At 59.8% G+C, this 25,797-nt stretch carries 24 protein-coding genes; 9 read left to right on the top strand and 15 right to left on the bottom strand.

Going from position 1 to position 25,797, the window contains the following annotated elements; genetic code table 11:
* Positions 1–132: 132 nt before the first annotated feature.
* Positions 133–528: a peptide-methionine (R)-S-oxide reductase MsrB gene (gene msrB / locus ACIP66_RS14560; protein WP_053122371.1), complete on the bottom strand. Its 396-nt coding sequence runs from the start codon at positions 526–528 to the stop codon at positions 133–135.
* A 226-nt stretch (positions 529–754) separates the two neighbouring features.
* On the opposite strand from msrB, the gene ACIP66_RS14555 reads away from it, so the two are divergent.
* Both ACIP66_RS14555 and htpX read left to right on the top strand, forming a co-directional pair.
* On the top strand, positions 755–1,966 hold the full coding sequence (locus ACIP66_RS14555; protein WP_016770856.1) for a pyridoxal phosphate-dependent aminotransferase: 1,212 nt from the start codon (positions 755–757) through the stop codon (positions 1,964–1,966).
* A 305-nt stretch (positions 1,967–2,271) separates the two neighbouring features.
* Positions 2,272–3,159, top strand: a complete 888-nt coding sequence (gene htpX, locus ACIP66_RS14550; RefSeq protein ID WP_053122372.1) for a protease HtpX — start codon at positions 2,272–2,274, stop codon at positions 3,157–3,159.
* A gap of 84 nt (positions 3,160–3,243) precedes the next feature.
* On the opposite strand, the gene ACIP66_RS14545 is transcribed toward htpX, so the two are convergent.
* Together ACIP66_RS14545 and ACIP66_RS14540 are read right to left on the bottom strand one after the other, a co-directional pair.
* Positions 3,244–3,678 (bottom strand): DoxX family protein, encoded by a 435-nt coding sequence (locus ACIP66_RS14545; RefSeq protein ID WP_053122374.1) that lies wholly within the window; start codon positions 3,676–3,678, stop codon positions 3,244–3,246.
* A 109-nt stretch (positions 3,679–3,787) separates the two neighbouring features.
* Positions 3,788–5,209, bottom strand: coding sequence for a transglycosylase SLT domain-containing protein (locus ACIP66_RS14540; RefSeq protein WP_400648868.1), 1,422 nt, complete (start codon positions 5,207–5,209; stop codon positions 3,788–3,790).
* A 236-nt stretch (positions 5,210–5,445) separates the two neighbouring features.
* Between ACIP66_RS14540 and ACIP66_RS14535 the strand changes: the two genes are divergently transcribed.
* From ACIP66_RS14535 to ACIP66_RS14525, 3 genes are all read left to right on the top strand, one after another.
* Positions 5,446–6,252, top strand: coding sequence for a TatD family hydrolase (locus tag ACIP66_RS14535; protein WP_400648866.1), 807 nt, complete (start codon positions 5,446–5,448; stop codon positions 6,250–6,252).
* A 175-nt stretch (positions 6,253–6,427) separates the two neighbouring features.
* A complete protein-coding gene (locus ACIP66_RS14530) occupies positions 6,428–7,909 on the top strand; it encodes a methyl-accepting chemotaxis protein (RefSeq protein WP_400648864.1) in 1,482 nt (493 codons plus the stop codon).
* A gap of 188 nt (positions 7,910–8,097) precedes the next feature.
* The gene (locus ACIP66_RS14525; protein ID WP_053122382.1) at positions 8,098–8,463 is read left to right on the top strand and encodes an Mpo1-like protein; all 366 of its coding nucleotides are present in this window, start codon (positions 8,098–8,100) and stop codon (positions 8,461–8,463) included.
* Position 8,464: 1 nt separating this feature from the next.
* On the opposite strand, the gene ACIP66_RS14520 is transcribed toward ACIP66_RS14525, so the two are convergent.
* The 3 genes from ACIP66_RS14520 to ACIP66_RS14510 form a co-directional block, all read right to left on the bottom strand.
* Positions 8,465–9,259, bottom strand: a complete 795-nt coding sequence (locus ACIP66_RS14520) for an acyl-CoA thioesterase II (RefSeq protein ID WP_053122383.1) — start codon at positions 9,257–9,259, stop codon at positions 8,465–8,467.
* 203 nt (positions 9,260–9,462) lie between these two features.
* Positions 9,463–10,230: a CHAD domain-containing protein gene (locus tag ACIP66_RS14515; RefSeq protein WP_400648862.1), complete on the bottom strand. Its 768-nt coding sequence runs from the start codon at positions 10,228–10,230 to the stop codon at positions 9,463–9,465.
* A gap of 76 nt (positions 10,231–10,306) precedes the next feature.
* On the bottom strand, positions 10,307–10,585 hold the full coding sequence (locus ACIP66_RS14510; protein WP_053122404.1) for a hypothetical protein: 279 nt from the start codon (positions 10,583–10,585) through the stop codon (positions 10,307–10,309).
* 217 nt (positions 10,586–10,802) lie between these two features.
* Between ACIP66_RS14510 and ACIP66_RS14505 the strand changes: the two genes are divergently transcribed.
* A complete protein-coding gene (locus ACIP66_RS14505; protein ID WP_159811562.1) occupies positions 10,803–11,843 on the top strand; it encodes a patatin-like phospholipase family protein in 1,041 nt (346 codons plus the stop codon).
* 83 nt (positions 11,844–11,926) lie between these two features.
* Here ACIP66_RS14505 and ACIP66_RS14500 read toward each other — a convergent pair whose 3' ends face one another.
* The 6 genes from ACIP66_RS14500 to kdpF all read right to left on the bottom strand — a co-directional run bounded on the left by ACIP66_RS14500 (position 11,927) and on the right by kdpF (position 20,211).
* Positions 11,927–12,622, bottom strand: a complete 696-nt coding sequence (locus ACIP66_RS14500) for a response regulator (RefSeq protein ID WP_053122408.1) — start codon at positions 12,620–12,622, stop codon at positions 11,927–11,929.
* 48 nt (positions 12,623–12,670) lie between these two features.
* Entirely contained in the window at positions 12,671–15,322 is a 2,652-nt protein-coding gene (locus ACIP66_RS14495; RefSeq protein WP_400648860.1) for a DUF4118 domain-containing protein, read from the bottom strand.
* Between the two features lie 137 nt (positions 15,323–15,459).
* The gene (kdpC, locus tag ACIP66_RS14490; RefSeq protein WP_400648859.1) at positions 15,460–16,005 is read right to left on the bottom strand and encodes a potassium-transporting ATPase subunit KdpC; all 546 of its coding nucleotides are present in this window, start codon (positions 16,003–16,005) and stop codon (positions 15,460–15,462) included.
* A 345-nt stretch (positions 16,006–16,350) separates the two neighbouring features.
* A complete protein-coding gene (gene kdpB / locus ACIP66_RS14485) occupies positions 16,351–18,408 on the bottom strand; it encodes a potassium-transporting ATPase subunit KdpB (protein WP_400648857.1) in 2,058 nt (685 codons plus the stop codon).
* A 10-nt stretch (positions 18,409–18,418) separates the two neighbouring features.
* Positions 18,419–20,113: a potassium-transporting ATPase subunit KdpA gene (gene kdpA, locus ACIP66_RS14480; protein ID WP_400648856.1), complete on the bottom strand. Its 1,695-nt coding sequence runs from the start codon at positions 20,111–20,113 to the stop codon at positions 18,419–18,421.
* 8 nt (positions 20,114–20,121) lie between these two features.
* On the bottom strand, positions 20,122–20,211 hold the full coding sequence (gene kdpF, locus ACIP66_RS14475; RefSeq protein ID WP_007899818.1) for a K(+)-transporting ATPase subunit F: 90 nt from the start codon (positions 20,209–20,211) through the stop codon (positions 20,122–20,124).
* A gap of 416 nt (positions 20,212–20,627) precedes the next feature.
* Between kdpF and eat the strand changes: the two genes are divergently transcribed.
* The 3 genes from eat (at position 20,628) to ACIP66_RS14460 (ending at position 23,079) form a co-directional block, all read left to right on the top strand.
* Complete coding sequence (gene eat / locus ACIP66_RS14470) at positions 20,628–21,992, top strand: ethanolamine permease (RefSeq protein ID WP_053122419.1); 1,365 nt, start codon at positions 20,628–20,630, stop codon at positions 21,990–21,992.
* 222 nt (positions 21,993–22,214) lie between these two features.
* Positions 22,215–22,382 carry a DUF2897 family protein gene (locus ACIP66_RS14465; RefSeq protein ID WP_080896048.1) on the top strand — a complete coding sequence of 56 codons (168 nt, stop codon included), beginning with the start codon at positions 22,215–22,217 and terminating at the stop codon, positions 22,380–22,382.
* Between the two features lie 139 nt (positions 22,383–22,521).
* Positions 22,522–23,079: a TetR/AcrR family transcriptional regulator gene (locus ACIP66_RS14460; protein ID WP_212543728.1), complete on the top strand. Its 558-nt coding sequence runs from the start codon at positions 22,522–22,524 to the stop codon at positions 23,077–23,079.
* On the opposite strand, the gene fabF is transcribed toward ACIP66_RS14460, so the two are convergent.
* The 3 genes from fabF to ACIP66_RS14445 all read right to left on the bottom strand — a co-directional run bounded on the left by fabF (position 23,076) and on the right by ACIP66_RS14445 (position 25,714).
* On the bottom strand, positions 23,076–24,350 hold the full coding sequence (gene fabF, locus ACIP66_RS14455; RefSeq protein ID WP_400648854.1) for a beta-ketoacyl-ACP synthase II: 1,275 nt from the start codon (positions 24,348–24,350) through the stop codon (positions 23,076–23,078). The genes ACIP66_RS14460 and fabF overlap by 4 nt on opposite strands.
* Positions 24,351–24,383: 33 nt before the next feature.
* Positions 24,384–25,178: an SDR family NAD(P)-dependent oxidoreductase gene (locus tag ACIP66_RS14450; RefSeq protein WP_400648852.1), complete on the bottom strand. Its 795-nt coding sequence runs from the start codon at positions 25,176–25,178 to the stop codon at positions 24,384–24,386.
* A 200-nt stretch (positions 25,179–25,378) separates the two neighbouring features.
* On the bottom strand, positions 25,379–25,714 hold the full coding sequence (locus ACIP66_RS14445; protein ID WP_400648851.1) for a ComEA family DNA-binding protein: 336 nt from the start codon (positions 25,712–25,714) through the stop codon (positions 25,379–25,381).
* Positions 25,715–25,797 lie beyond the last annotated feature (83 nt).

Raw genomic sequence — 25,797 nt, 5'->3', positions numbered from 1 at the left:
TGTGTGCAATTTAATTTATCGGATTACACCCCTGTAGGAGCTGCCGAAGGCTGCGATCTTTTGACGTTGTTTTTTAAAGCAAGATCAAAGATCGCAGCCTTCGGCAGCGCCTACAGGGGTTTTATCGTGAGGTTACTCGCGTGGTTCGAGGTTCAGGCACACCGAATTGATGCAATAACGCAGACCCGTCGGCGGCGGGCCGTCCGGGAATACGTGACCCAGGTGAGCGTCACAGCGAGCGCATTTCACTTCAGTGCGAATCATGCCGTGAGTGGTGTCACGGATTTCGGTCATCGCGCTTTCGCCGATGGGCGCGTAGAAGCTCGGCCAGCCGCAGCCGGAGTCGAATTTGGTCTTGGAATCGAACAGTGGCTCATTGCAGCACACGCAATGATAAACACCGTCGGTTTTGGTCGCATTGTACTTGCCGGAGAACGGTCGTTCGGTCGCACTGAGACGGCAAACGTTGTACTGCTCGGGGTCGAGCATCTCACGCCATTCTTCCAGGGTTTTTTCCAACTTTTCCATCATCACACCTCAGCGGCTGAAAAAGCCCGATCTGTACCTTTTCCACGGATCGAGCGGCACGTATGATTGCGCCTCATTTGATGCCAGTCTGGCAGCCGCGTTACATGCACTCAAACGGATTTTTTGCAGCGTCACGTTCCGGCACCCGTCTGGCATGCAAACGCAGGAATCCCAGTACGGTAGTTCATACAGCGTCTGGATCGTTCATTTTCGGGATCACATCGCCATGCAGTTCAGCAAATCGAACAAGCTCGCCAACGTCTGCTACGACATTCGCGGCCCGGTGCTCAAGCACGCCAAACGTCTGGAAGAGGAAGGCCAGCGCATCCTCAAGCTGAATATCGGCAACCCGGCACCGTTTGGTTTCGAGGCGCCGGACGAAATTCTTCAGGATGTGATCCGCAACCTGCCGACCGCGCAAGGCTACAGCGATTCCAAAGGCCTGTTCAGCGCGCGCAAAGCGGTGATGCAGTACTACCAGCAAAAGCAGGTTGAAGGTGTCGGCATCGAAGACATCTACCTGGGCAACGGCGTGTCCGAGCTGATCGTGATGTCGCTGCAGGCGCTGCTCAACAACGGCGACGAAGTGCTGGTGCCGGCCCCGGACTATCCGCTGTGGACGGCGGCCGTGAGCCTGGCGGGTGGTAACGCCGTGCATTACCTGTGCGACGAAGGCGCCGACTGGTTCCCGGATCTGGCCGACATCAAGGCCAAGATCACCCCGAACACCAAAGCGATGGTGATCATCAACCCGAATAACCCGACCGGCGCGGTGTATTCCAAGGAAGTGTTGCTGGGCATGCTGGAAATCGCCCGCGCGCACAACCTGGTGGTGTTCTCCGACGAAATCTACGACAAGATCCTGTATGACGACGCCGTGCACATCTGCACCGCGTCGCTGGCCCCGGATCTGCTGTGCCTGACCTTCAACGGTCTGTCGAAGTCCTACCGCGTGGCCGGTTTCCGTTCGGGCTGGATCGCCATCTCCGGGCCGAAACACAACGCGCAGAGCTACATCGAAGGCATCGACATGCTGGCGAACATGCGTCTGTGCGCCAACGTGCCGAGCCAGCACGCGATTCAGACCGCACTCGGCGGCTATCAGAGCATCAATGATCTGGTGCTGCCGCAAGGGCGTCTGCTGGAACAACGCAACCGTACGTGGGAATTGCTCAACGACATTCCGGGCGTGAGTTGCGTCAAGCCGATGGGCGCGCTGTACGCGTTCCCGAAAATCGATCCGAAAGTCTGCCCGATCCATAACGACGAAAAATTCGTCCTCGACCTGCTGCTCTCCGAGAAGCTGCTGGTGGTGCAAGGCACGGCGTTCAACTGGCCGTGGCCGGATCACTTCCGTGTGGTCACCCTGCCGCGCGTCGATGATCTGGAAATGGCCATCGGCCGCATCGGCAACTTCCTCAAGTCCTACCGCCAGTGATAGGCCAGCAGTGCGCAACGCCCCGAACGTTGCGCACTGTCTGATTCGGCAACACTTCTGCGCCCCACCCTTTGCGTACGCCTTCTACACTTGCGACTCGTACCGATCACGTGCGTCTGACGTAGTCGCGACGGGTCGCGGCTGTTTGTCATCCCTGTCGGTTTACGTTGTGGGAAATGAACCTTGCACCGAAGAATTCACTGTAGGACACAGTTTGAAATAGTCACTCAGTTGAATAGCCCGCTGCAGCACCTTATATACCCCGCAGTACGCTACATCTTTAGCTTGAGGAGATTTCTACAACCATGATGCGCATCCTGCTGTTTTTGGCCACTAACCTGGCGGTCGTGCTGATAGCCAGCATCACCCTGAGCCTGTTCGGCTTCAACGGGTTCATGGCGGCCAACGGGGTTGATCTCAACCTTAGTCAGCTGCTGGTTTTCTGTGCGGTCTTTGGTTTTGCCGGTTCGCTGTTCTCGCTGTTCATCTCCAAGTGGATGGCGAAGATGAGCACCAGCACCCAGATCATCAGCCAGCCACGCACCCGGCATGAGCAATGGCTGCTGCAAACCGTCGAGCAATTGTCCCGCGAAGCCGGGATCAAGATGCCCGAAGTCGGTATTTTCCCGGCCTACGAGGCGAACGCCTTCGCCACCGGCTGGAACAAGAACGACGCGCTGGTCGCGGTCAGTCAGGGCCTGCTCGAGCGTTTTTCGCCCGATGAAGTGAAGGCCGTGCTGGCTCACGAAATCGGCCACGTGGCCAACGGTGACATGGTCACGCTGGCGTTGATCCAGGGCGTGGTGAACACCTTCGTGATGTTCTTTGCACGGATCATCGGCAACTTCGTCGACAAAGTGATCTTTAAAAACGAAGAAGGCCAAGGCATCGCCTACTACGTGGCGACCATTTTCGCCGAACTGGTGCTGGGCATTCTGGCCAGCTCGATCGTCATGTGGTTCTCGCGTAAACGCGAATTCCGTGCTGACGAAGCCGGTGCACGTCTGGCCGGTACCAGCGCCATGATCGGTGCCCTGCAGCGTCTGCGCGCCGAACAGGGCTTGCCGGTGCATATGCCGGACACCCTGAATGCTTTCGGCATCAACGGTGGCATCAAGCAGGGCTTCGCGCGCATGTTCATGAGCCACCCGCCGCTAGAAGAGCGTATCGACGCCCTGCGCCGTCGCGGTTAAACCCGGCGCAGCAAGCCAGTCGCAGTAACAAACAAAAAGGCCCGTATCTCACGATACGGGCCTTTTTTTGTCCAGGTTTTGCGATCAGCCAGCGATGGCGCGATCCACCGAGAGTTTGCCGGCGCCTTCGATCAGTACTGCGAGGCTGCCACCGAGCAGGGCCAGGGCAAATTCGTAACCGTTGTTGGCCATGAACAAACCGTTGCTGATGTGTACGGTGAAGATCGCCACCAGCGACAGGAAGGTCAGGCCCAGCGCCGCCGGACGAACCAGCAAACCGATGATCAGCGCCAGACCGGCGAAGAACTCGGTACCACCCGCCAAGGTTGCCATCAGGTAACCCGGGTGCAGACCGATGCTGTCCATGTATTGCGCGGTGCCGGACAAACCGTAACCACCGAACAGTCCAAACAGCTTTTGCGAACCGTGAGCCGCGAAGATCACACCGACAGCGATGCGCAGGATGGTCAGACCGTAACCGGCGCGGGTGAACAGGACTTTGTTGATCAGTGAGCTCATGGAAGCATTCCTTGTTTTGCGAGAAGTGTGTGTTGGTTGGCCGCTATATTAATCAGTTAATTTCATGATAAAAGCGCAATTATTCCGCCATAACAATCAAATTATTAGATCATTTGCGTGAGGCTACTTTTTGTCCTCCGGGCTCCAACGACTCCCGCTCCCGGTCGAACGCCAAGTAATACTTGTTCACGCTATTAACATAGCTGACCGGCCCCATTCCCACCTGCTCCATGGCAATGCGCTCGACCTGGAAGAACCATTGATTGGGATTCAAACCGCGCCGCCGAGCCTCGGCGCGCATGCCTTGCACCCGCTCCGGGCCGATGTTGTAAGCCGCGAGCGTAAAGGCCATGCGCTCGCGCTCGTTGAGCTTGGGACTGTTGAAGAACTTGCGCCGGATCATCGCGAGGTACTTGGCCCCGGCCTGCACGTTGGCATCAAGATTCTGAATATTGTCGACGCCGACGCGTTGCGCGGCGGACGGGGTGATCTGCATCAGCCCGGTTGGGCCACTGCCGCTGCGGGCATTGGGTTGCAGCGCGGACTCCTTGAACGCCAGCGCCGCCAGGTTCAGCCAATCCATTTTTTGCGCGTCAGCGTGTTTTTGCAGGGTCGGGCGCAGTTTTTCCAGACGCTGGCGGTCAGCCTTGGCCAATGGATAGTGAACTTGATAGAGGCGACGGTAAATGCGCAGAAACGCCGCATCTTCGTTGGACGGTTTTTTGTAACCGATCAAAAAGCGATCAATGCTTGCCCGCAACATCGAGGCATCGCGGCGGACGAACCAGTACTCTTCGCCAGGCTCGCTGATCATCAACTGCCGATCAAAACGCAATTTCGGCAGGATCTTGCCCCAACGCTCGGCGATGGGTTGCTCGACGATGGTCAGGTGGAAAATCCCGCCCTGCACCATTTCCAGCACATCTTCGACCGCCAGTGTCGGGTCGACCCATTCGATCTTGATCGGCGCCAGTTTGTGCAGCGCCAGTTTCTGATTCAGCTGGCTGACGGCCTCCCCCGCTGCGCTGCCGGTCGGCAAGGCGAGGGTTTTACCGGAGAGCTGTTCAACCTTGGTGTAGCGTCGCTCGCCCTTGATGCCGACCAGGATCAGCGGCACGTTGCTGGCGATCGGTTCGCTGCTGGCCACCGCGTGACCCGGTTGCAGGTCGAGCAATTCTCCCGGCGCCACCAGATCACCTTCGCCACGCTGTAAGGCGCCGAGCAATTGATCCTTGGATTTGGGGATGATCTTGAGGGTGATTTCCTGACCGTCACGGGCGTGACCGTTGAGGTATTGCTCGAAGGCGCGCAGGCGATGGTATTCGACGCCGATGGCCTGCCCCTGGACTTCGCCGGAGCTGTTGCGGCTCTGATTGACCAGCACCCGCAACACGCGACTGCTGCGGATCTCCGAGAGATCGCGCACCTTGGCGGCCGGCACGGCTTGCAGCGGCCCGGGCAGGCGCGCAACCGCCGTCATCGGCAGCAGCAGCGATCCACACAACAGCAACAAAACCGAGGGACGAACCATCCACTCTCCGGAAAGAATACGGGGCAATTTCACCGCTCAACGGTCGAAATCACCGACGAAAACAGAGCGCCTGGAGCGCTGGCAAGGTGCGAGAGACTGGCACAGCGTTGGCATTGCTGCCAATCAGACGGGTCTCGCGGCATCAAAAGACAGCTTTAACTCGTTGTAGTTCTTGGCTTTTCTTATGAATCTACAGCTCTGGTATGCTTTCCGGCCTTCGGCCCGAGGTAGCAACCATGCAACTCATCGATATCGGCGTCAACCTGACCAACCCAAGTTTCGCCGACAAACACCAGGCCGTACTCGACCGCGCCTACGCCGCTGGGGTCTGCCAACTGGTGGTGACCGGCACCAGCGTCGAGGGTAGCGAACAGGCGCTGGAGCTGTGTCAGCAACTGGATGAGAGCGGTCAACGGCTGTTCGCCACCGCTGGCATTCACCCACACTCGGCCAGCGACTGGAGCGCTGACAGCGCCAGGCGTTTGCGCAGTTTGCTGAAGGAATCGAACGTGGTCGCGGTGGGCGAATGCGGGCTGGATTTCAATCGCGATTTTTCCCCGCGTCCGCAGCAGGAGAAAGTCTTGGAAGAACATTTGGCGCTGGCCGTCGAGCTGCAGTTGCCGGTGTTCCTGCATGAGCGCGATGCCAGTCAGCGACTACTGGAGATACTGAAAGGCTTCCGCGATCAGTTGCCTGCTGCGGTGGTGCATTGCTTTACCGGTGAGCAAAAAGCGCTGTTCAGTTATCTCGACATGGATCTGCACATCGGCATTACCGGCTGGATCTGCGACGAGCGTCGGGGCACGCATCTGCATCCGCTGGTAAAAGAGATCAAACGCGGACGGCTGATGCTGGAAAGCGATGCGCCTTATTTGTTACCGCGTACGTTGCGACCGAAACCGAAGAACGGGCGTAATGAGCCGGCGTATCTGACGGAGGTGTTGCGCGAGGTTGCTCTGCATCGCGGGGAAACCGAGGAAGACCTGGCTGCGCACACCACCGCGTGCGCCCGCGCGTTCTTCAATCTCCCAACGTTGGTGTAAGCCGCAAAAGATTGCAGCCTTCGGCAGCTCCTACAGGGTGTACACCTTCCCAATGTAGGAGCTGCCGCAGGCTGCGATCTTTTAATCTTTTGACCCACATCAAATCCAGATCCCTCCGTAGCGGCACAATACTGGCACCTTGCCAATGCTGTTTCCGCTATCAGAGAAGACCTCCATGGGTGCCTGGCTTAGCAATATCTCGCTGAAATACAAATTCTGGGCGGTCAACGCGGTCGCCTTCGTCACCACGTTGTTGTTGGTGTTGTACGCCGTACACCTCGAACAACAGGCGCGCAGTCATGCATCAAAGGCCTCCGCGCAGGCTCAGGCGCAGTTGCTCAAGGCCTGGCCGGTCGGGCAAGCGCTGCCCAAAGCCGATCAAGTATTGACCTTCAAACGCGGTGAAGCGCCGCGCCTCAACGATCAACCGTTATTGGAAATCGCCGACAGCAACGGCTGGATCGAGATCAACCCGATGCCATTGTTCGGCAAAAACCCGTTGATGGGCGCCGAGGTGTTCAGCCGTGCCGACGGTCAACGCGTCGCCGTGATCGCTTATGGCCCGAGCCTGACGCAGGTATTCGATGAGCGTTTTGCCAACTTCGCCGTGGCCGTCTTGATCCTGATGCTGGCCATGCTCGGCGCTTCACAACTGTTGATCCGCTTCCTGCTCAGCCAACTCAACACCCTGAAAGACGTAATGCTGCACGTCGAGAAAAGCGGCGACCTCTCGGCCCGCGTGCCATTGGCCTGCATAGATGAAGTCGGGCAGATGGCCAGTGCGTTCAACGCGATGCAGGCGGGTTATCAGCGTGTGGTCACCACCGTCGCCAACACCGCGCGGCAATTGGATGTCGGCGCGGCGCGTCTGGCGGCGAGCATGGACGAAGTGCGTCATGGCATGCTCGGCCAGCAGAGTGAAACCGATCAAGCGGCCACGGCGATCAATGAAATGACCGCCACGGTCTATCACATCGCCCAGCACGCGGGCGCCACTCGCGATTTGTCGCAGACCGCTGACGGTCTGGCCGGCAGTGGTCAGCAAGTGGTGGCGCGCGTGCAGCATTCGATTGCCGGTCTATCCAGCGGCGTGCAGCAGACGGCCGAGATGATTCAACGCCTGGCTGAAGACAGTCAGAAGATCAACGGTGTGGTCAGCGTGATTCACAGCATCGCCGAGCAGACCAATCTGCTTGCTCTCAATGCTGCCATCGAGGCCGCGCGTGCGGGGGAAATGGGCCGTGGTTTTGCGGTGGTCGCCGATGAAGTGCGCCACCTCGCGAAACGTGTGCAGGCTTCGACTGATGAGATCACCACGATGGTGTCGGCTTTGCAGGCCGGCACGCGCGACGCGGTGGATTTCATGCAAGAGAGTTCGTATAAGGCAGACGATTGTGTGCAGCAGGCGCAGGAAGCTGGCGCGGCGCTGGCCGAGATCACCGGCGCGGTGGCGCAGATGCGCGAGAGCAATACGCAGATCGCCGTGGCGGCTGAGCAGCAGAGTCAGGTTGCCGAGGAGATGAATCGGGCGGTGGTGAGCATTCGCGATGTGACCGAGAACACCGTGCAGCAGACGGTGGATTCGGCGACGACCAGTAATGAGTTGGCGACGTTGGCTGGGGAACTGAGCAAGGCGATTGGGCAGTTGAAACTCTGAGGATCAAAAGATCGCAGCCTTCGGCAGCTCCTACAGGTGTACGCCTCTAATGTAGGAGCTGCCGAAGGCTGCGATCTTTTGTGTCCATCATGCCTATGACGCCAATAGCCAACCTCGATTCGCCGCCCTCGCCGCCCCGGCCTATTCTTCATCCATGCAATCAACATGGATCGAGGAGTAGCCACATCATGGGCAAACGTCACCCCAACCTTCCCGCGTGGCAATGGCGCGCGTACCCGGGCAATCATCAGCACCCGACCAATCTGGTGTTGCACCTGATTGCCGTGCCGTTGTTCATCGTGGCGTTTTTGTTGATCGTCTCTGGCGTGTTCAGCCTGAGCCTGGCCAGTGTCGCCATCGGCGTGATTGGCATCGTCGCGGCACTAGGTTTGCAGCGTCACGGGCACCGCTTGGAGGCGCAAGCCTCCGAGCCGTTCAGTGATCGCAAAGACGCGATTTCACGTTTGCTGGTCGAGCAGTTTCTGACTTTTCCACGGTTCTTTCTCAGCGGCGGCTGGTGGCGCGCCTGGCGGGAGCGTCACCGTCGGCATTGAGTCAGGCGAAGATCGTGACGGTCTGCCGACTCATGGCAATCAACTCGCCCTCCGCGCTCCACAGCTTGGCGGCGGCATGCCCGTAGCCGTCGGCGGCGTACTCGGTTTCCACGCGGTACTTGCACCAGTCCAGCGTGCTCAATTCACGTAACGGCTGGACGAATTCGATGGTCCAGGTCAGCGTGCTGCCCATGGCCGGCTTCTTCAGATGCGGCAGCAGCGACGGCGGCCACGCATCCACCAGCGCAAGAATGTGCGCCTCGGTCACTGGCTCTTCCTTCACGTCGCCACGCAAACGTACCCAACCGCCCATGTCCCGCGAAGAATTACCGGTAAACGGCAAACCGCCGATCGTCCAGCGCATCGCCAGGTGACGCATGAATTCTGGCAGCACGCCTTTGATATAGGGCAGTTCCTGACATTCGTCCCAGTGCTTCATGTCCGGCGCAGGCTCAGCGGCAATCGCCACTTCCGAAGGACGCGAGGCGCCAAAACTGCCTTGCACCAGCGTGACCACCTGACCGTTCTGCATCGCCCGGCCCAGCACCTGGCTGACGGCTTTGCCTTCACGCAGCACATCCACTTCAAAACTCACCGGGACTTCCGGCTCGACCGGGCCGACGAAGGTGATCGCCAGCGAACGCACTGGTCGATCCGCCGGCACCTTGGCGCGCATGGCTTCGTATTGCAGCGCGGCGACGAGGCCGCCAAAACTGGCGCGGCCCTGAGCCCATTCGGCGGGGATCGACAGTTCCGGCTGGCGGCGCACCGCATCGAGCAGATCACAAAAGCGCATGGCAACCTCAGAAAACGAAAATGAATGCAGGGATCTTAACCACAGCCGGAGAGCACCGCAGCGTCTATTCCGGTCAAATGCGCTGACAGATCAGACACCATTCCCTGTAGGAGCTGCCGCAGGCTGCGATCTTTTGATGTTGAAAAATCAAGATCAAAAGATCGCAGCCTGCGGCAGCTCCTACAGGGGGTGACGCGGTGTGTTCAGGATTTGAAGCAGGTGCGGCTGAGTTTTTCGAGCACACGATCGGCCTTGGTCTCGGCTTGGATCAAACCTGCCTGCCAGGTGGCGACACACGGTTGCAGATCGGTTTCCAGTTCAGATTTCGCCAGCCACTGCCAGCAATCGTGCCAATCGCCCAGAGCCCCTTGCGCAGACTTCAAGCGTGGCAGCGCCGCTTCCGGCAGGCGATCCAGTTCTGGATACGCCTCGATGCCGTAACGCACACGCTTGATCAACAGACGCAGACGATGGCGATCATGCGCCGGATCATGCAGCGCCTGATCGAGATTCTTCCATTGTTTGCCGAGGCGTTTTTCGATGCGTTTAGCCAGACCTTTGAGCAAGCCCTGACGCTGAGACGCACGAATAAACCGTGGAAAAGCGTCGAGAATCATCAGCAGCGAGGCCACCTCGGCACTCGCCGCCAGTGCCGGATACGCCTCCGCCATCTGCGCCATGCGCCGTTGCGCCGCCTCGGGTTGATCGTGTTCGAGCAAGTAAGCCGCGAGCACTTCACGATCGCGCCACGGCGTGGTCAATTGACCGACTGCCGAGGCCGCGTCTTCCAGTTGCTCAACCCCGGGCAAGCCGCGCAATGGCCGCAACAGACTGCGCAAGCGGCGCACCGTAGTGCGCAGATCATGCAGCGCCTCAGGATCAGTACGCGCCGTCAGCCGCGCCTGGCAACTGAGCAATCGCACTTCAATGCTCAGGATATGAGCCACCAACCGATCAACCAACGCAGACATCACTTGTTCCTTCAGAACGTCTTGGGGAGGAGTCTGGCGCCTCGTCAGCGCAGCATCCTTGCTTCAGGTCAGCCGCTTAACGGCCGGCGCGGGATTCGCGAATGTAGAAACGCGCCTTCTCGGCCTTGCTCGCGCAACCTTCGAAACCTTCGAATTGCTGCTGGGTTTTGGCCGCTGTCAGCAACGACAACGCTTTGGAATAACTGACGGTGCCGGCAAAGCCTTCGGCCTTGGCCAGATCCAGTTCATGCCACGCCGTGTCGAGCTGGCTGCCGCAACTGTCGCGGTACGCAGTCTTGCCGGCGCAACCGGCCAATGCCAGGGCGATCAAGGGCACACAGATCCAGGCTTTCATCACTTACACCTCAAAAATAGGTCAACAGTCGTGCAGGTAAGACGGTTCGGCGGCGAAAAAGTGCCTTGTGCGGCCGTGATTCTGCGGTGGCGAAAAGGATAGCCCCGCGCGGCCATGAAGTATCGAAAAAACGACGCGACTGCGCCGCTGAGCGACCTCGGCGATTGAGCCGCTTGCCCGATGGGTGCATTGTGCAACCTTGTCGGGAGGAAGCTGGATGAAAAAGCGTGTCGCGCTGGTACTGGGCTCCGGTGGCGCCCGGGGCTATGCCCATATCGGAGTCATTGAAGAAATCGAAAAACGCGGTTACGAAATCGCCTGCATTGCCGGTTGTTCGATGGGCGCGGTGGTTGGGGGAATCTACGCTGCCGGCAAACTTGATGAATACCGCAACTGGATCGAAAGTCTTGATTACCTAGATGTGCTGCGACTGGTCGACGTGAGTTTCCGCCTCGGCGCAATTCGCGGTGAAAAGGTCTTCGGGCAGATCCGCAAAATCGTCGGCGAGATCAATATCGAAGACCTGCGCATCCCCTACACCGCTGTCGCCGCCGACCTCACCAATCAACAGGAAATCTGGTTTCAGGAAGGCTGTCTGCACCAGGCCATGCGCGCTTCGGCGGCGATTCCCAGCCTGTTCACCCCGGTGATGCAAGGCAACCGCATGCTGGTCGATGGCGGCATTCTCAATCCGCTGCCGATCGTGCCGGTGGTGTCCAGCCACTGTGATTTGATCATCGCGGTCAATCTCAACTCGACCAACCAGCGGCATTACAAACTGCCGGTGATCCAGCGTCCGCCGGCGTTTCGTTCGCGTTTCGACAGTTTGATCAGTTCGTTGGGCTCGAAGATGCCGTTTCGCCGCACCCAGGCTGAACAGTTGTTGAAGCTGGAACAGGAAGCGTTGCGTGCGGAAGCGGCGGATATCAATCCGTGGCTGGAAGGCGCCGACCCCGACAATCAGCAACCGGCCGCCGCGCCTGAGCGTGAAGGCGCACCGAAATCGGCGACGGGTTCATTCATCATCGATAACGTTGGACCGGCGTCATTGCTGGATCTGATCAACCAGAGTTTCGAGGTGATGCAGACCTCGCTGGCGCAGTACAAGATTGCCGGGTATCCGCCGGATATTTTGATCAACGTACCGAAGCGGGTTTGCCGGTTTTTCGAGTTTTACAAAGCGCCGGAATTGATCGCGCTGGGGCGGGAGATTGCGCGGGATACGATGGATCGGTATGAGAGTGAGCAACAGCAGTAAAGATCAAAAGATCGCAGCCTTCGGCAGCTCCTACAGGAGGACGCATTGCAATGTAGGAGCTGCCGAAGGCTGCGATCTTTTAGCTATCCCACAAACTCCATAAGCCGATACCCAACCCCCGCCTCCGTCACAATAAACCGTGGCCGCGTCGGATCATCCGCCAGTTTCTGCCGCAAATGCCCCACCACTATCCGCAAATAATGACTGTCCTCGGTGTGCGTCGGCCCCCAGATATCCTTGAGCAATTGCTGCTGGGTGATCACCCTTCCCGGATGCCGCGCCAGTTGCGCCAACACTGCGTATTCCTTACGGGTCAGCGCCACTTCGACGCCGTCGAGCAGCACCCGCCGATAGGCCAGATCCACGGTCAGCGGGCCAAAACTCAGCGCTGCTTGTTGCGCCTCCCCCGCCGGCGCCTGACGCAACAACGCCCGCACCCGCGCGAGAAATTCCTGAATACCGAACGGCTTGGTCACGTAGTCGTTGGCGCCGCCATCCAGTGCCTCGACTTTCTGCCCTTCGCTGGCACGCACCGACAGCACCAATACCGGCGCCGTGGCCCATTCGCGAAACTCACGGAGCACTTGCTGGCCGTCCATGTCCGGCAGGCCGAGGTCGAGCACCAGCAAGTCCGGTTTATTCAGCGCCGCTTGCGCCAGGCCCTCGGCGCCAGTGCCAGCCTCGAGCACTTTGTAGCCTTGTGAGGCGAGGCTGATGCGCAGGAATTTGCGGATCTGCGGTTCGTCGTCGATGACCAAAATGGTCGCGGTCTGGCTCATGAATTCACATCATCACAAAAGATGGGCAAGAGAGTAGCGCAGTCGACATCAGGCTTCATTGTCCATCCCCGGTTGCGCCTGCAACGGCAGGTGCAGGGTGATGCAGGTGCCGCGACCTTCGATGCCGTCAGCGACGGTGATGCGTCCGCCATGTGCACCGACCATGCCCTGACAGATTGCCAGGCCAAGACCGGTGCCCTGCCCGCCGCGATCACCGCGTGCGGCGGTGTAGAACATATCGAAAATCTTCGCCCGCTCGTCTTCGGGAATCCCCGGGCCTTCGTCACTGACCGAGAAGAAAATCTCGCTGTCATCGGCGCCGGCGCGTAATTGCAGACGACCGTGATTTGGCGAAAACCGTGCGGCGTTTTCCATCACGTTGACCAACGCCTGCTCGATCAGCGCTGCATGCACGAACAGCAACGGCAACTCGGCCGGCACCTCGGTGCTGACCTGCAACGGCGCCAGCACCGCGCGCAGACGATTGAGCGAACTGCCGACGATGTCCGCCGGTGACACCCAGTCCCGCGCCAGCTTCAACGCGCCGTGGCCGAGGCGGGTCATGTCGAGCAGATTCTGGATGTAGCGATCAAGACGCTCGGCTTCGTCGCGCGTGCCTTCGAGCAGCTCGCGGCGATCCTCCAACGGGATCGCTTCGCCGAGCGCCAACAGGCTGTCGATGCTGCCGCGCATGGCGGTCAACGGTGTGCGCAAATCGTGCGAAACCGAGGCCAGCAGCGCACTGCGCAATTGCTCGGTTTCGCCATGCAGGCGTGCGGCTTCGAGATCGTCGGCCAGTTGCGCCCGGGCCAGTGCCTGCGCCAGCGGCTGGCTCAATGCTGTCAGCAGACGTCGGCGCTGACCGCTCAAGGTCTGGCCTTCTTTGGCGCAAACACCGAGCAGCGCCAGCGGCCCATCCTCGACCGACAACGGCCACCACCACCAACGCCCGAACGGCAACGTGCCGGTGCCCATGCCCGCCGGTTGATCGTGTTGCCAGGCCCAATCGGCGGCGGCGCGTTCGGCTTCGGTGAATTGCAGCGGCCCGCCGGTCTCGACTTTCCAGCCGCCCTGACCGTCGCGATTGAGCAGGCACAGTTGCAGATCGCTCCAGCCGTTGAGGTGTTGCGCAGCGGCACTGACCACGGCTTGGCGATCGGTGGCGGCGGTGAGTTTGCGCGACAGATCGAGCAGTTCGGTGGTCTCTTCCTGGGTGTCGCGCAACGCCTGCAATTGTCGACGCTGACGCGCCGCAAGGTTGCCGGTGAGCGCCGCCATCAAGAGGAAAAACAACAGAGTCAGCACGTCTTCTTCGCGCTGGATGCTGAAGGAAAAATTCGGCGGAATGAACAGAAAATCGTAAGTAAGAAACGACAGCGCTGCACAGGCCAACGCCGGGCCGAGGCTGCTGCGCACCGCCACCAGCAACACCGCCGCGAGGAACACCAGCGAGATGTTCGGCAGCGGCAACACACTCGACACCGCCCATGCCAAGGCGCTGGCCAACACCGTCGCGACCAGCGCCAGCGCGTAATCGAACCACACCAGCGTCAGCGGGTTGCGCTGACGCGGTTGATGCTGTTGGTGATCGCTGTCGAGGACGTTGATTTCCAGACCGTGGGCCTGGCGCAGCAAACGCGCTGCGAGACCGCCACCGAACAGTCGACGACGCAAACGCGGTCGCGACTGGCCGACCAGCACCAGACTCGCCCGACGTTCAGCGGCGTGCTGAATCAGGGTTTTCGCCACCTCACCGGCGCGCAATAAAACCACTTCACCGCCGAGGCGTTCGGCCAATTGCTGAGCGCTTTGCAGACGCAGCCGCGATTGTTCGTCGCGCACGCTGCCGTTGTCGACGTGCACCAGACTCCATGGCAAATGTCGACGCTGCGCGACGCGGCTGGCGTGGCGCACAAGGCGTTCGGCCTGCGCGTCGCCATCGACTCCGACCAACAATCTGCCACGCACCGCCGGCGCGGCTTGACCGAGTTGGCGATAACCTTGCGCAAGATCGTTATCGACTTGCGCGGCGGCGGTTTGCATCGCCAGTTCGCGCAATGCAGTGAGGTTGGTCTGGGTGAAAAACGCATCGATCGCCGCGCGCGCCTGCTCCGGCACATAGACCTTGCCTTCGCGCAGACGCTCGAGCAATTCGCGTGGCGGCAGGTCGATCAGCAGCAGTTCGTAAGCCTCTTGCAGCACCCAGTCCGGCAGGGTTTCGCGCACCTGCACACCGGTGATGCCGCGTACCTGATCGTTAAGACTTTCGAGGTGCTGGACGTTGACCGTGGTGAACACGTCGATGCCGGCGGCGAGCAGTTCCTGAATGTCTTGCCAGCGTTTGTCGTGGCGACTGCCGGGGGCGTTGCTGTGGGCCAGTTCATCGACCAGCACCAGTTTCGGTTTGGCCGCGAGGATGCCGTCGAGATCCATTTCTTCGAGCATCACGCCACGGTATTCCGAGCGCAGCAGCGGTTGCTGCGGCAAGCCGCCAAGGAGCGCTTCGGTTTCGGCACGGCCATGGGTTTCGACGACGCCGGCGAGGACTTTTACGCCCTGACGGAGTTGCGTGTGCGCGGCCTGAAGCATGGCGTAGGTTTTGCCGACACCGGGGGCGGCGCCGAGGAAAACCTTGAGCCGGCCCCGGCCATCGCGGGGCAGGTCTGCTAACAGTGCGTCGGCGCGGCCGGAGTCGCTCATGCTTGATGCTCTCTCTTCCTGATGATCGTTCCCACGCTCTGCGTGGGAATGCAGCCCGGGACGCTCTGCGTCCCACCAAAGCGGACGCGGAGCGTCCATTGATGCATTCCCACGCAGAGCGTGGGAACGATCATCTTCTACAGGTTTTCCAGTGCCATGTTCAGCTCCAGCACATTGACCACCGGCGGCCCCACCAGCGGCTGTTCGATGTGCGCATCGAGCAGTTGCTGCAAGGTCGCGACCGGCAGATTGCGCGCTGCCGCGACTCGCGCCAGTTGATAGGCAATTGCCGCCGGTGGCAAGTGCGGATCGAGGCCGCTGCCGGAGGTGGTCAATAGCGCCAACGGCACCGGGCCCTGGCCTGGCACCTGCAATTTGTTGGCGTCGTCGATCACCCGCGTGGCGAGTGCCGGGTTGCTCGGCGCGAGGTTGCTGGCGCTGCTGGACACGGTGGCGAAAGCGCCGGCGGAAGGACGTGGATGGAACCAGGCGTCGCCGACGAAATCCTGAGCGATCAGGGATGAGCCGCGGACTTTGCCGGTGGCATCGTGGACGAGGCTGCCGTTGGCTTGCTCGGGGAAAGCGACCTGGGCGATGCCGGTGACCACCAGCGGGTAAGCGACGCCGGTGACCAGGGTCATCAGCACCAGCAGGCTGAGGGCGGGACGTATCATTGTGGACATTTCAAAATCCTCGAATTCGTTGGGCAAACTTTTTGTGGGGTGTCAGGGGGATCGCTTCCCCCTCACCCCAGCCCTCTCCCCCAAGGGGGCGAGGGGAAAGGGAGCCGATCTCTATGCTTTTCAAAACCTGAGTTCGACTCGATAGCTCAGGTCGGTGCAGCTCTCAATAACACCCTCAATCAGTCCCCTCTCCCTCCGGGAGAGGGCTAGGGTGAGGGAGCCGATCGCTGTGCTTTTCAAAACCTGAGTTCGACTCGATAGCTCAGGTCGGTGCAGCTCTCACAAACACCTCGGTCAGTCCCCTCTCCCCCCGGGAGAGGGCTAGGGTGAGGGGCTCTTCCAGCCTCAAACCAAATGCAAGGCCGTGAGCAGCATGTCGATCGCCTTGATCCCCACAAACGGCACCAGAATCCCGCCCAATCCATAGATCAACAGATTGCGCCGCAACAACGCCGCCGCACTCGCTGCCTGCACGCGCACACCGCGCAATGCCAGCGGAATCAGCACAACGATGATCAATGCGTTAAACACAATCGCCGAGAGAATCGCGCTCTGCGGGCTGGTCAACTGCATGATGTTCAGCACCCCCAGTTGCGGATAAATCGAGGCAAACAGCGCTGGCAGAATGGCGAAGTATTTGGCCACGTCGTTGGCGATGGAAAAGGTCGTCAGCGCACCACGGGTCACCAGCAATTCCTTGCCGATCTGCACCACGTCGAGCAGCTTGGTCGGGTCGCTGTCGAGATCGACCATGTTCGCCGCTTCACGCGCCGCTTGTGTGCCGTCGTTCATCGCCATACCAACGTCAGCCTGGGCCAGCGCCGGAGCATCATTGGCGCCGTCGCCGCACATCGCAACCAGACGACCGTCGTTTTGCTCGTGACGAATACGCGCGAGTTTTTTCTCCGGCGTGGCCTCAGCGAGGACGTCATCGACGCCCGCTTCAGCGGCAATCGCAGCAGCGGTGAGCGGGTTGTCGCCGGTGACCATCACCGTACGAATCCCCAGTTTGCGCAGTTCAGCAAAACGCTCGCGGATGCCCGGTTTGACCACGTCCTTGAGGTGGATCGCGCCGAGCAATTTGCCGTCGGCACAGACCAGCAACGGCGTGCCGCCACTCTGGGCGATCTTGTCGATTTCCCGCGACAGCGCCGGGGCCAGATCCGAGCGTTTCTGGCCGAGGAAACTCAGCAGCGAATCCACCGCGCCTTTGCGATACACACGGCCCTGATAGTCGACGCCGGATAAACGAGTCTCGGCGCTGAACGGCACGCCCGTCAGCGTTTCCGGCGCCGGTTCAGCTTGCGGATGCAGACCGCGCAGGTATTCGACGATCGACTTGCCTTCAGCGGTGTCGTCGGCCAGCGAAGCAAACAACGCGCCCTCGGCCAACTCACGACCATTCACACCCGGCGCGGCATACACCGCGCTGCAGCGACGGTTACCGAAAGTGATGGTGCCGGTCTTGTCGAGCAGCAGCACGTGCACGTCGCCCGCCGCTTCCACCGCGCGGCCAGACTTGGCAATGACGTTGAGGCGCACCAGACGATCCATCCCGGCAATACCGATGGCCGACAGCAGACCGCCAATGGTGGTCGGAATCAGAGTGACCAGCAGCGCGACCAGGAACACCAGCGGCAAACTGCCGTTGGCAAAATGGGCGAACGGTTGCAGGGTCACGACCACCAACAGGAATATCAACGTCAGGCCGATCAGCAGAATATCCAGCGCCACTTCGTTCGGGGTTTTCTGGCGTTTGGCGCCTTCGACCAGGGCGATCATGCGATCGAGGGTCGACTCGCCCGGGTTGACGGTGATCTTCACCAGCAACCAGTCGGACACCAGTCGGGTGTTGCCGGTGACGGCCGAACGGTCGCCGCCGGACTCGCGAATCACTGGCGCGGATTCACCGGTGATCGCCGCTTCGTTGACCGCCGCGATGCCTTCGATGACTTCGCCGTCACCGGGGATCATTTCCCCGGCTTCGACGCGCACCACATCGCCCTTGCGCAGACTTGCCGCAGGCACGACCTGAAAGCTGCCATTGGCTTGTTTGCGTCGAGCGCTGAGGCCTTCGCTGCCAGCCTTGAGACTGTCGGCGCGGGCCTTGCCGCGACCTTCGGCCAAGGCCTCGGCGAAGTTGGCGAACAGCACGGTGAACCACAGCCACAAGGCGATTTGTGCAGCGACAAAGGTCGGCACATCGGCATCGGGAATGAAGCACAGCACGGTGGTGAAAATCGCGGTCAGTTCGACCACCAGCATCACCGGCGAACGCTTCAACTGCCGAGGGTCGAGTTTGACGAAAGCTTGCACCAGCGCCGGACGCCACAGGGCCGAGATCGCGGTTTTCGCTTGCTCCGGTGCCTTGACGACAGCGGGTTTGATTGCGGGCATATTCATCATTCAGTCCTCAGAAGCCCATGCTCAGGTGTTCGGCGATTGGGCCGAGCGCCAGGGTTGGCAGGAAGGTCAGGCCGCCCACCAGCAAAATGGTCACGGTCAACAGGGTCACGAACAGCGGGCCGTGGGTCGGGAAGCTGTTCTGGCCGATCGGTGCGGTTTTCTTCATCGCCAGACTGCCGGCCAAGGCCAGAACCGGGAGGATGTAACCGAAACGGCCGATCAACATGCCCAGACCCAACATCAAGTTGTGGAACGGCGTGTTCGCGCTGAGGCCACCGAACGCCGAACCGTTGTTGGCACTCGCCGAGGTGTAGGCGTAGAGCAACTGGCTGAAACCGTGCGGGCCGGGGTTGCTGATGGTCGCCGCAGCACTGGGCACCGCTGCGGCAATCGCACCGAGCACCAGCACGCCGACCGGCATCACCAGCAAGGTCACCACGAGCAATTGCACTTCCCGCGCCTGGAGTTTTTTGCCGAGATATTCCGGGGTTCGGCCGATCATCAAACCGGCGAGAAACACCGCGATCAGCACGTTGAGCAACATGCCGTAAAGCCCGGCACCGACGCCGCCGAAGATCACTTCGCCGACCATCATGTTGACCAGCGCGACCATGCCGCTGAGCGGGTTGAGGCTGTCGTGCATGCCGTTGACCGAACCGTTCGACGCGGCCGTGGTGGTCACCGACCAAAGCACGGTGGCGGTGGTGCCGAAGCGCGCTTCCTTGCCTTCCAGCGGCGCGGTCTGTTCGACGGCGGCGTTGTTCAGGGTCGGGTTCGGTTGGTACTCGGCCCACAACGAGGTCGCGCCGCCGATCAGGAACAGCGCCAGCATGCAGGCGATGATCGCGCGGCTCTGACGCAGGTCTTTGACGTAATGACCGAAGGTGAACACCAGCGCCACCGGGATCAGAATGATCGAGGTGACTTCGAACAGGTTGCTCCACGCGGTCGGGTTCTCGAACGGGTGTGCCGAGTTGACGCCGAAGAAGCCGCCACCGTTGGTGCCCAGTTGCTTGATCGCAATCTGGCTGGCCGCAGGGCCGAGCGGGATCACTTGATCAACGCCCTGCATCGTTACCGCATGCACATACTGCGCGAAGGTTTGCGGCACGCCTTGCCAGACAAGATACAGCGCCAGCAGCAGGCACAGCGGCAGCAAGCCGTAGAGTGTGGCGCGGGTCATGTCGACCCAGAAGTTGCCGAGGGTTTTCGTCGATTTACGGCCAATGCCACGGCACAGCGCGACCAGTACGGCGAGGCCGGTGGCGGCGCTGACGAAGTTCTGCACGGTCAGGCCGACCATCTGGCTCAGGTAGCTGAGGGTCGCTTCGCCGCTGTAGGACTGCCAGTTGGTGTTGGTCATGAAACTGATCGCGGTGTTGAACGCCTGCGTCCATTCCTGGCCCGGCAGGTTCTGCGGATTCAGCGGCAAGTAATCCTGAAACAACAAAATCGCGAACAGCAACAGGAAACCGGCGAGGTTGAACGCGAGCAGCGCCAGCGTGTACTTCTGCCAGCTCTGTTCAGCCTCGGGATCGACACCGGAGATGCGATAGCAACCGCGCTCGACCGGGCCAAGAATCGGCGTCAGCCAGGTGCGCTGACCTTCCATCACTTTGTAGTAGAAGCGCCCGAGGAACGGCGCCGGCAGCAAGACCAACGCAAAAAACGCGAGGATCAGCCAATAGTCATAACTGTGCATAGCCGCTCCTAGTTCCGATCCGCGCGCAACAGCGCAACCAACAGATAAATGAACAGCCCCACTGCCAGTAGCAGTGACACCCCGTCCAGAACGCTCATGGAAGATCTCCGTGTTACGGCGTATTGCCGCGTGTGGGGTGATTGTCGGAAAGGAGGCTGTAAAGGAACGAGACCGAGGGGGTTGGCTGGGCATAAAGAAAGCGTAAAGAGTGGTTTTATGCGGGCGTTACAGCAGGCATTTGCGTCGTCAGACCAGGCCTCTTCGCGAGCAAGCTCGCTCCCACATTTTGAAATGCGCTCGCCCTAACAATGCATTCTCCTGTGGGAGCGAGCCTGCTCGCGAAGACGGCATAACCGCCAACATCGCACTCAACTGGCGCACAAAATGCAGCTATCCCACTGCAACCATCCCCGATACGACCCCATTCAACTTATTACGACTTGTTTCACCGCAATGGCACGCCCACTGCACGCGCCCTCCCCCGAGCTTTCCAAACCGTTCAGGGAGCAAGCGCATGAACACACAACTCAAACCCACGCTGGGCACGTTGCACCTGTGGGGCATCGCCGTCGGCCTGGTGATTTCCGGGGAATATTTCGGCTGGAGTTACGGCTGGGGCGTCGCTGGCACGCTGGGTTTTCTGGTGACTTCGTTCATGGTCGCGACCATGTACACCTGCTTTATCTTCAGCTTCACCGAACTGACCACCGCGATTCCCCATGCTGGCGGGCCGTTTGCCTACAGCCGTCGAGCCTTCGGTGAGAAAGGTGGGCTGATCGCAGGGTTGGCGACGCTGATCGAATTCGTCTTCGCGCCACCGGCGATTGCGCTGGCCATCGGCGCTTATTTGAATGTGCAGTTTCCGGCACTTGATCCGAAACACGCAGCGGTCGGCGCGTATATCGTCTTTATGGGCTTGAACATTCTCGGGGTGAAACTGGCGGCGACGTTTGAATTGATTGTCTGCGTGCTGGCCGTCGCCGAGTTGCTCGTATTCATGGGCGTGGTCGCGCCGGCCTTCAGCTTCAGCAATTTCGCTCTGAATGGCTGGGCGGGTTCCGATGTATTCGGCGCACCCGCGATTGCCGGGATGTTCGCGGCGATTCCCTTTGCGATCTGGTTTTTCCTCGCCATCGAAGGCGCGGCGATGGCCGCCGAAGAAGCCAAGGATCCGAAACGCACGATTCCCAAGGCCTATATCAGCGGCATTCTCACTCTGGTTTTATTGGCGATGGGCGTGATGTTCTTTGCCGGCGGCGTCGGTGACTGGCGCACCTTGGCCAACATCAACGATCCACTGCCGCAAGCCATGAAAACCGTGGTCGGCGACAATTCGGGCTGGCTGCACATGTTGGTCTGGATCGGCCTGTTCGGGTTGGTGGCGAGTTTCCACGGGATCATCCTCGGCTACTCGCGGCAGTTCTTCGCACTCGCCCGCGCCGGCTACCTGCCCGCTTCGCTGGCAAAACTCTCCCGCTTCCAGACGCCGCACCGCGCGATCATTGTCGGCGGCATCATCGGCATCGCCGCCATCTACAGCGACGGCCTGATCAACCTCGGCGGCATGACCCTCACCGCCGCGATGATCACCATGGCCGTATTCGGCGCGATCGTGATGTACATCATGAGCATGCTCAGCCTGTTCAAACTGCGCAAATCGGAGCCGAACCTGGAGCGTACTTTCCGCGCGCCGTGCTATCCGCTGATCCCGATGATCGCGCTGGTTTTGGCGGTGGTGTGCCTGGTGGCGATGGCGTGGTTCAACGCGTTGATCGGGCTGATTTTCCTCGGCTTCATGGCCGTGGGCTTCGGCTACTTCCTGCTCACCGGCCAGTTGCGCGCCAATGCGCCGGCCGACGCCATGCTCACGGGCCAATAAGTCCCCTGTAGGAGCTGCGGCACGCTGCGATCTTTTGACTTTGCTTGTTAAAAACACAAGATCAACAGATCGCAGCCTTCGGCAGCTCCTACAGGGAATTAAGGTGCTGCGGGGATATCAGGCCTAGAATGGAACCACCGCGAAGTCGCTTCGCTCAAAAGTGGTAAGCAGCGTCGCACGGCGAAATCCTCGTCGATCGATCTGCCATTAAGGAGAGCCGTTATGCCCTGGTATGCCTGGTTGATTCTGGTCGTTGCAATCGGCTCGATCGTTGGCGGTTTGATGATGTTGCGAGACACCGCCAACAAGGTCGAACTGACTGATGAAGAACGCAAACGCGTGGCTGCACGCAACGCCGAAGCGGACGCCAAAGAAGCGCAAGACCGCTGAACCAGACCCCGCCCAATCGGCGGGGTTTGTGTTTTTTATACGCTTTGGACTTATCTGCATGCTTTTTAGAAGTAGAAGTACAGTCACCATTTAATTTTGTGTGGTTAAGATGGGGGCATTGTTGCGGAGAGAGTTTCAGATGCGTTACTCGCAGGACCATAAAGCCCAGACCCATCAGCGCATCATCAAGGAGGCCTCGGCACGATTTCGCAAGGACGGAATCGGCGCCACAGGCTTGCAACCCTTGATGAAGGCACTGGGGTTGACCCACGGTGGCTTCTACTCGCACTTCAAATCCAAGGACGAATTGGTGGAGAAGGCCCTGCAAGAAGCCGGCGCTCAGCTCGATGCGCACTGCGCGATGTTGTTTTCTGAAGAGCAACCTCTGGAAGCCTTCATCGACAGTTACCTGTCCGAATGGCACTACACCTCGCCCCATGAAGGTTGCCCGTTACCGACCATGTCTTCGGAGCTCGGTTTGCGCGGACAACCAAGCCCGACCACCGACGCTGTGCTTAATGCGCGACTCGAGCAAGTGCAGAACACCCTCGGTGGCGAGAGTGCCGCTGATCGCAGCATCGTGATCATGGCCACTCTGTTGGGAGCATTGGTACTTGCGCGTAGCGTCGAAGATCCTGAGCTGGCCCAGCGCATTCTCGGCGTTACGCGCGCGCATCTGAAAAATCAGCAGGACTAGTCTTTCCAGCGTTTGAACAACACGCTGGCATTGACCCCACCGAAGCCGAAGCCGTTGGACAGCGCATATTCGATTGGCATCGAACGCGCCTTGCCGTGCACGATGTCCACGCCTTCGCTCGCAGGATCCGGATTTTCAAAATTGAGCGTCGGCGGCACCACCTGATCACGAATCGCCAACAGCGTGAAGATCGCCTCCAGCCCACCCGCAGCGCCGAGCAAATGTCCGGTGGACGATTTGGTCGAAGTCACGGCGATTTTGTTTTCTGTACCGAACACACTTTTGATCGCCGCCAACTCGCCCAGATCCCCGACCGGCGTTGAAGTGGCGTGGGCGTTGAGATGCTGCACCTCAGCGGCTTTAATGCCGGCCTGAGCCAGTGCCAGTTCCATCGCCCGTCGCGCACCGCTGCCGTCTTCAGGCCCGGCAGTCAGGTGATACGCATCAGCGCTGGTACCGTAACCGACCAATTCGGCCAGCGGTTTTGCCCCGCGCGCAAGCGCATGCTCCAGTGACTCAATGACCAGCAACCCAGCGCCCTCGCCCATCACAAAACCGTCACGACCACTGTCGAATGGACGCGAGGCACGTTCCGGCGTGTCGTTGTAGCCGCTGGACAGGGCTCGGGCTGCCGCAAAACCAGCGAGGCTGACCCGATCAATCGCCGCCTCCGCCCCGCCGCACACAGCAATGTCCGCTTCGCCGACTCGAATCAATCTGGCCGCATCGCCGATTGCCTGAACGCCAGCGGCACATGCCGTTACCGGTGCACCCAAGGGGCCTTTCAAACCATGCTGGATCGACACATGACCCGCCGCCAGATTCACCAGAAATGACGGAATGGTGAACGGCGACAAACGTCGTGGGCCACGGCTGTCCGTGGTGCGCACTGCATCGGCGATCGCACCGAAACCACCTACGCCGGAGCCGATGATCGTCGCCGTGCGTTCCTGATCCGCAGCGTCGGTCGGATGCCATCCTGCCTGCTCCAATGCCTGCCGCGCCGCCTCCATGGCGAACAGAATGAAGCGATCCATTTTCTTCTGTTCTTTCGGTGGCGTGGCGCGATCGGGATCGAAACCGCCTTCGGCGTCCTCCGCCAGCGTTGGCACTATGCCGCCGACGCGGGTGGGCAAATCAGCGCTCACCGCTTCCGGTAGAGTGCGCAAACCAGATCGCGCGCCCAGTAACCGCTGCCAAACGACTTCGACATCACTGCCCAAAGGCGAAACCAGACCCATCCCGGTAACTACAATTCGACGCTGATTCATACCGCGCTTTCCTCTGACCAACTTGCAAGGGACTTACTTATAACGACTGGCCGCAGCACTGCGGGACAGGTTCGGCGCCATGACATGCCGGGCCGCAACAAACGCTTGCCACTCGCCCGCATCAGGCAAGGATGGAATGGTGATTAACTCGCCCTGATCCAGGCCCGCCAACGCAGCATCGACCATCTCGCCCGCGTCCATGACCATTTCTGCAGGAATGCCGCTGGCATCGATGCCGGAACGTTCCCAGATTTCGGTACGGGTCACGCCAGGCAGCACGGCTTGAATCTTGACGCCAGTGCCGTCGAGTTCAGCATGCAGCGATTGAGTCAGGCTCAACACATAAGCCTTGCTCGCACTGTACGTGGCGTTGAAACGCTCGGGGAACAGCGCCACTACCGAGGCGATATTAATAATCGTGCCGCGTCCGGCTTTGGCAAAACTCGCTGCCGCAGCCGAAGCCAAACGAGTCACCGTGGTGACGTTAAGCTGAATCAGACGCTCGAGCTTATCCATATCGGCATTGGCCAAGAGACCATCAGCGGCAACCCCGGCATTGTTCACCAACAGGCTGATGCTTGAGTCGCTGCGCAGGCGCTGCTCAAGTTTGAGCACATCATCCTTTTGCGTCAGATCCGCTTTGAGCACTTCAACCTGAATGCCGTGGGCCTCGCGTAAATGGCTCGCGGTGGTTTCCAGACGCTCCTTGTCACGCGCCACCAGCAGCAAATCGAACCCGCGGGTAGCCAACCTTTCTGCGTAAATTGCACCAATGCCGGATGATGCGCCGGTGACGAGAGCGGTACCCTGGGGCTTGACAGCATTCATGACGATGCTCCTGAAATTCATAAAGGGAAAATAGGTTTCGATCATTGATCGCGAAATTATTATAGGCATAATTTAAACGCATTATGATAGCCGTAATTTTTAGCTGTCCGACGAACGCTCGCGAAATCCCATGCTGGATCTGCCCGCCAGAAAACAGAAAGGCCGGTCAATGACCGGCCCCTTGGCGTTGAACAATCAGCTTAGTTCACTTCCAGCTTTTCACGGTTGCGATCAAGGATCGCCTTGCCGATGCCTTTCACCTCGAGCAACTCATCAATCGATGCAAACGGGCCATTTGTTTCACGATACGCAACAATCGCTTTAGCCTTGGCTTCTCCGACACCGGAAAGCTCCTTCTGCAATGTCGCCGCATCCGCGTCATTGAGATCGAGTTTTGGATGCTCTGGCACTGCTGTCACTTCAATTGAGCGAGGCGTATTTAGAGACTCTGTGAGCGTCACAGGCGCGGCAACTGCGGCGATCGAGACGCTGGTAAACAGAGCAAAAATCAAAGAATAGAAGTAACCGGTACGCATAGTTGAAGCTCCATGACATCGAATTGAGAAGCAGCTTTTCCCAAGCTGCTCTTCAACCCTAGGCCATGGAGGGCACAAGTCAA

The sequence above is a fragment of the Pseudomonas sp. NPDC088429 genome (genome assembly GCF_044753305.1).
GTDB lineage: Bacteria > Pseudomonadota > Gammaproteobacteria > Pseudomonadales > Pseudomonadaceae > Aquipseudomonas > Aquipseudomonas rustica.
The sequence above is the reverse complement of the archived record's forward strand: the minus strand, read 5'-3'. Positions and strand labels throughout refer to the sequence as shown.

Coding starts and splice junctions, on each gene's coding strand:
- msrB (WP_053122371.1), bottom strand. CDS start 528: ATGGAAAAGTTGGAAAAAACCCTGGAAGAATGGCGTGAGATGCTCGAC.
- ACIP66_RS14555 (WP_016770856.1), top strand. CDS start 755: ATGCAGTTCAGCAAATCGAACAAGCTCGCCAACGTCTGCTACGACATT.
- htpX (WP_053122372.1), top strand. CDS start 2,272: ATGATGCGCATCCTGCTGTTTTTGGCCACTAACCTGGCGGTCGTGCTG.
- ACIP66_RS14545 (WP_053122374.1), bottom strand. CDS start 3,678: ATGAGCTCACTGATCAACAAAGTCCTGTTCACCCGCGCCGGTTACGGT.
- ACIP66_RS14540 (WP_400648868.1), bottom strand. CDS start 5,209: ATGGTTCGTCCCTCGGTTTTGTTGCTGTTGTGTGGATCGCTGCTGCTG.
- ACIP66_RS14535 (WP_400648866.1), top strand. CDS start 5,446: ATGCAACTCATCGATATCGGCGTCAACCTGACCAACCCAAGTTTCGCC.
- ACIP66_RS14530 (WP_400648864.1), top strand. CDS start 6,428: ATGGGTGCCTGGCTTAGCAATATCTCGCTGAAATACAAATTCTGGGCG.
- ACIP66_RS14525 (WP_053122382.1), top strand. CDS start 8,098: ATGGGCAAACGTCACCCCAACCTTCCCGCGTGGCAATGGCGCGCGTAC.
- ACIP66_RS14520 (WP_053122383.1), bottom strand. CDS start 9,259: ATGCGCTTTTGTGATCTGCTCGATGCGGTGCGCCGCCAGCCGGAACTG.
- ACIP66_RS14515 (WP_400648862.1), bottom strand. CDS start 10,230: ATGTCTGCGTTGGTTGATCGGTTGGTGGCTCATATCCTGAGCATTGAA.
- ACIP66_RS14510 (WP_053122404.1), bottom strand. CDS start 10,585: ATGAAAGCCTGGATCTGTGTGCCCTTGATCGCCCTGGCATTGGCCGGT.
- ACIP66_RS14505 (WP_159811562.1), top strand. CDS start 10,803: ATGAAAAAGCGTGTCGCGCTGGTACTGGGCTCCGGTGGCGCCCGGGGC.
- ACIP66_RS14500 (WP_053122408.1), bottom strand. CDS start 12,622: ATGAGCCAGACCGCGACCATTTTGGTCATCGACGACGAACCGCAGATC.
- ACIP66_RS14495 (WP_400648860.1), bottom strand. CDS start 15,322: ATGAGCGACTCCGGCCGCGCCGACGCACTGTTAGCAGACCTGCCCCGC.
- kdpC (WP_400648859.1), bottom strand. CDS start 16,005: ATGTCCACAATGATACGTCCCGCCCTCAGCCTGCTGGTGCTGATGACC.
- kdpB (WP_400648857.1), bottom strand. CDS start 18,408: ATGAATATGCCCGCAATCAAACCCGCTGTCGTCAAGGCACCGGAGCAA.
- kdpA (WP_400648856.1), bottom strand. CDS start 20,113: ATGCACAGTTATGACTATTGGCTGATCCTCGCGTTTTTTGCGTTGGTC.
- kdpF (WP_007899818.1), bottom strand. CDS start 20,211: ATGAGCGTTCTGGACGGGGTGTCACTGCTACTGGCAGTGGGGCTGTTC.
- eat (WP_053122419.1), top strand. CDS start 20,628: ATGAACACACAACTCAAACCCACGCTGGGCACGTTGCACCTGTGGGGC.
- ACIP66_RS14465 (WP_080896048.1), top strand. CDS start 22,215: ATGCCCTGGTATGCCTGGTTGATTCTGGTCGTTGCAATCGGCTCGATC.
- ACIP66_RS14460 (WP_212543728.1), top strand. CDS start 22,522: ATGCGTTACTCGCAGGACCATAAAGCCCAGACCCATCAGCGCATCATC.
- fabF (WP_400648854.1), bottom strand. CDS start 24,350: ATGAATCAGCGTCGAATTGTAGTTACCGGGATGGGTCTGGTTTCGCCT.
- ACIP66_RS14450 (WP_400648852.1), bottom strand. CDS start 25,178: ATGAATGCTGTCAAGCCCCAGGGTACCGCTCTCGTCACCGGCGCATCA.
- ACIP66_RS14445 (WP_400648851.1), bottom strand. CDS start 25,714: ATGCGTACCGGTTACTTCTATTCTTTGATTTTTGCTCTGTTTACCAGC.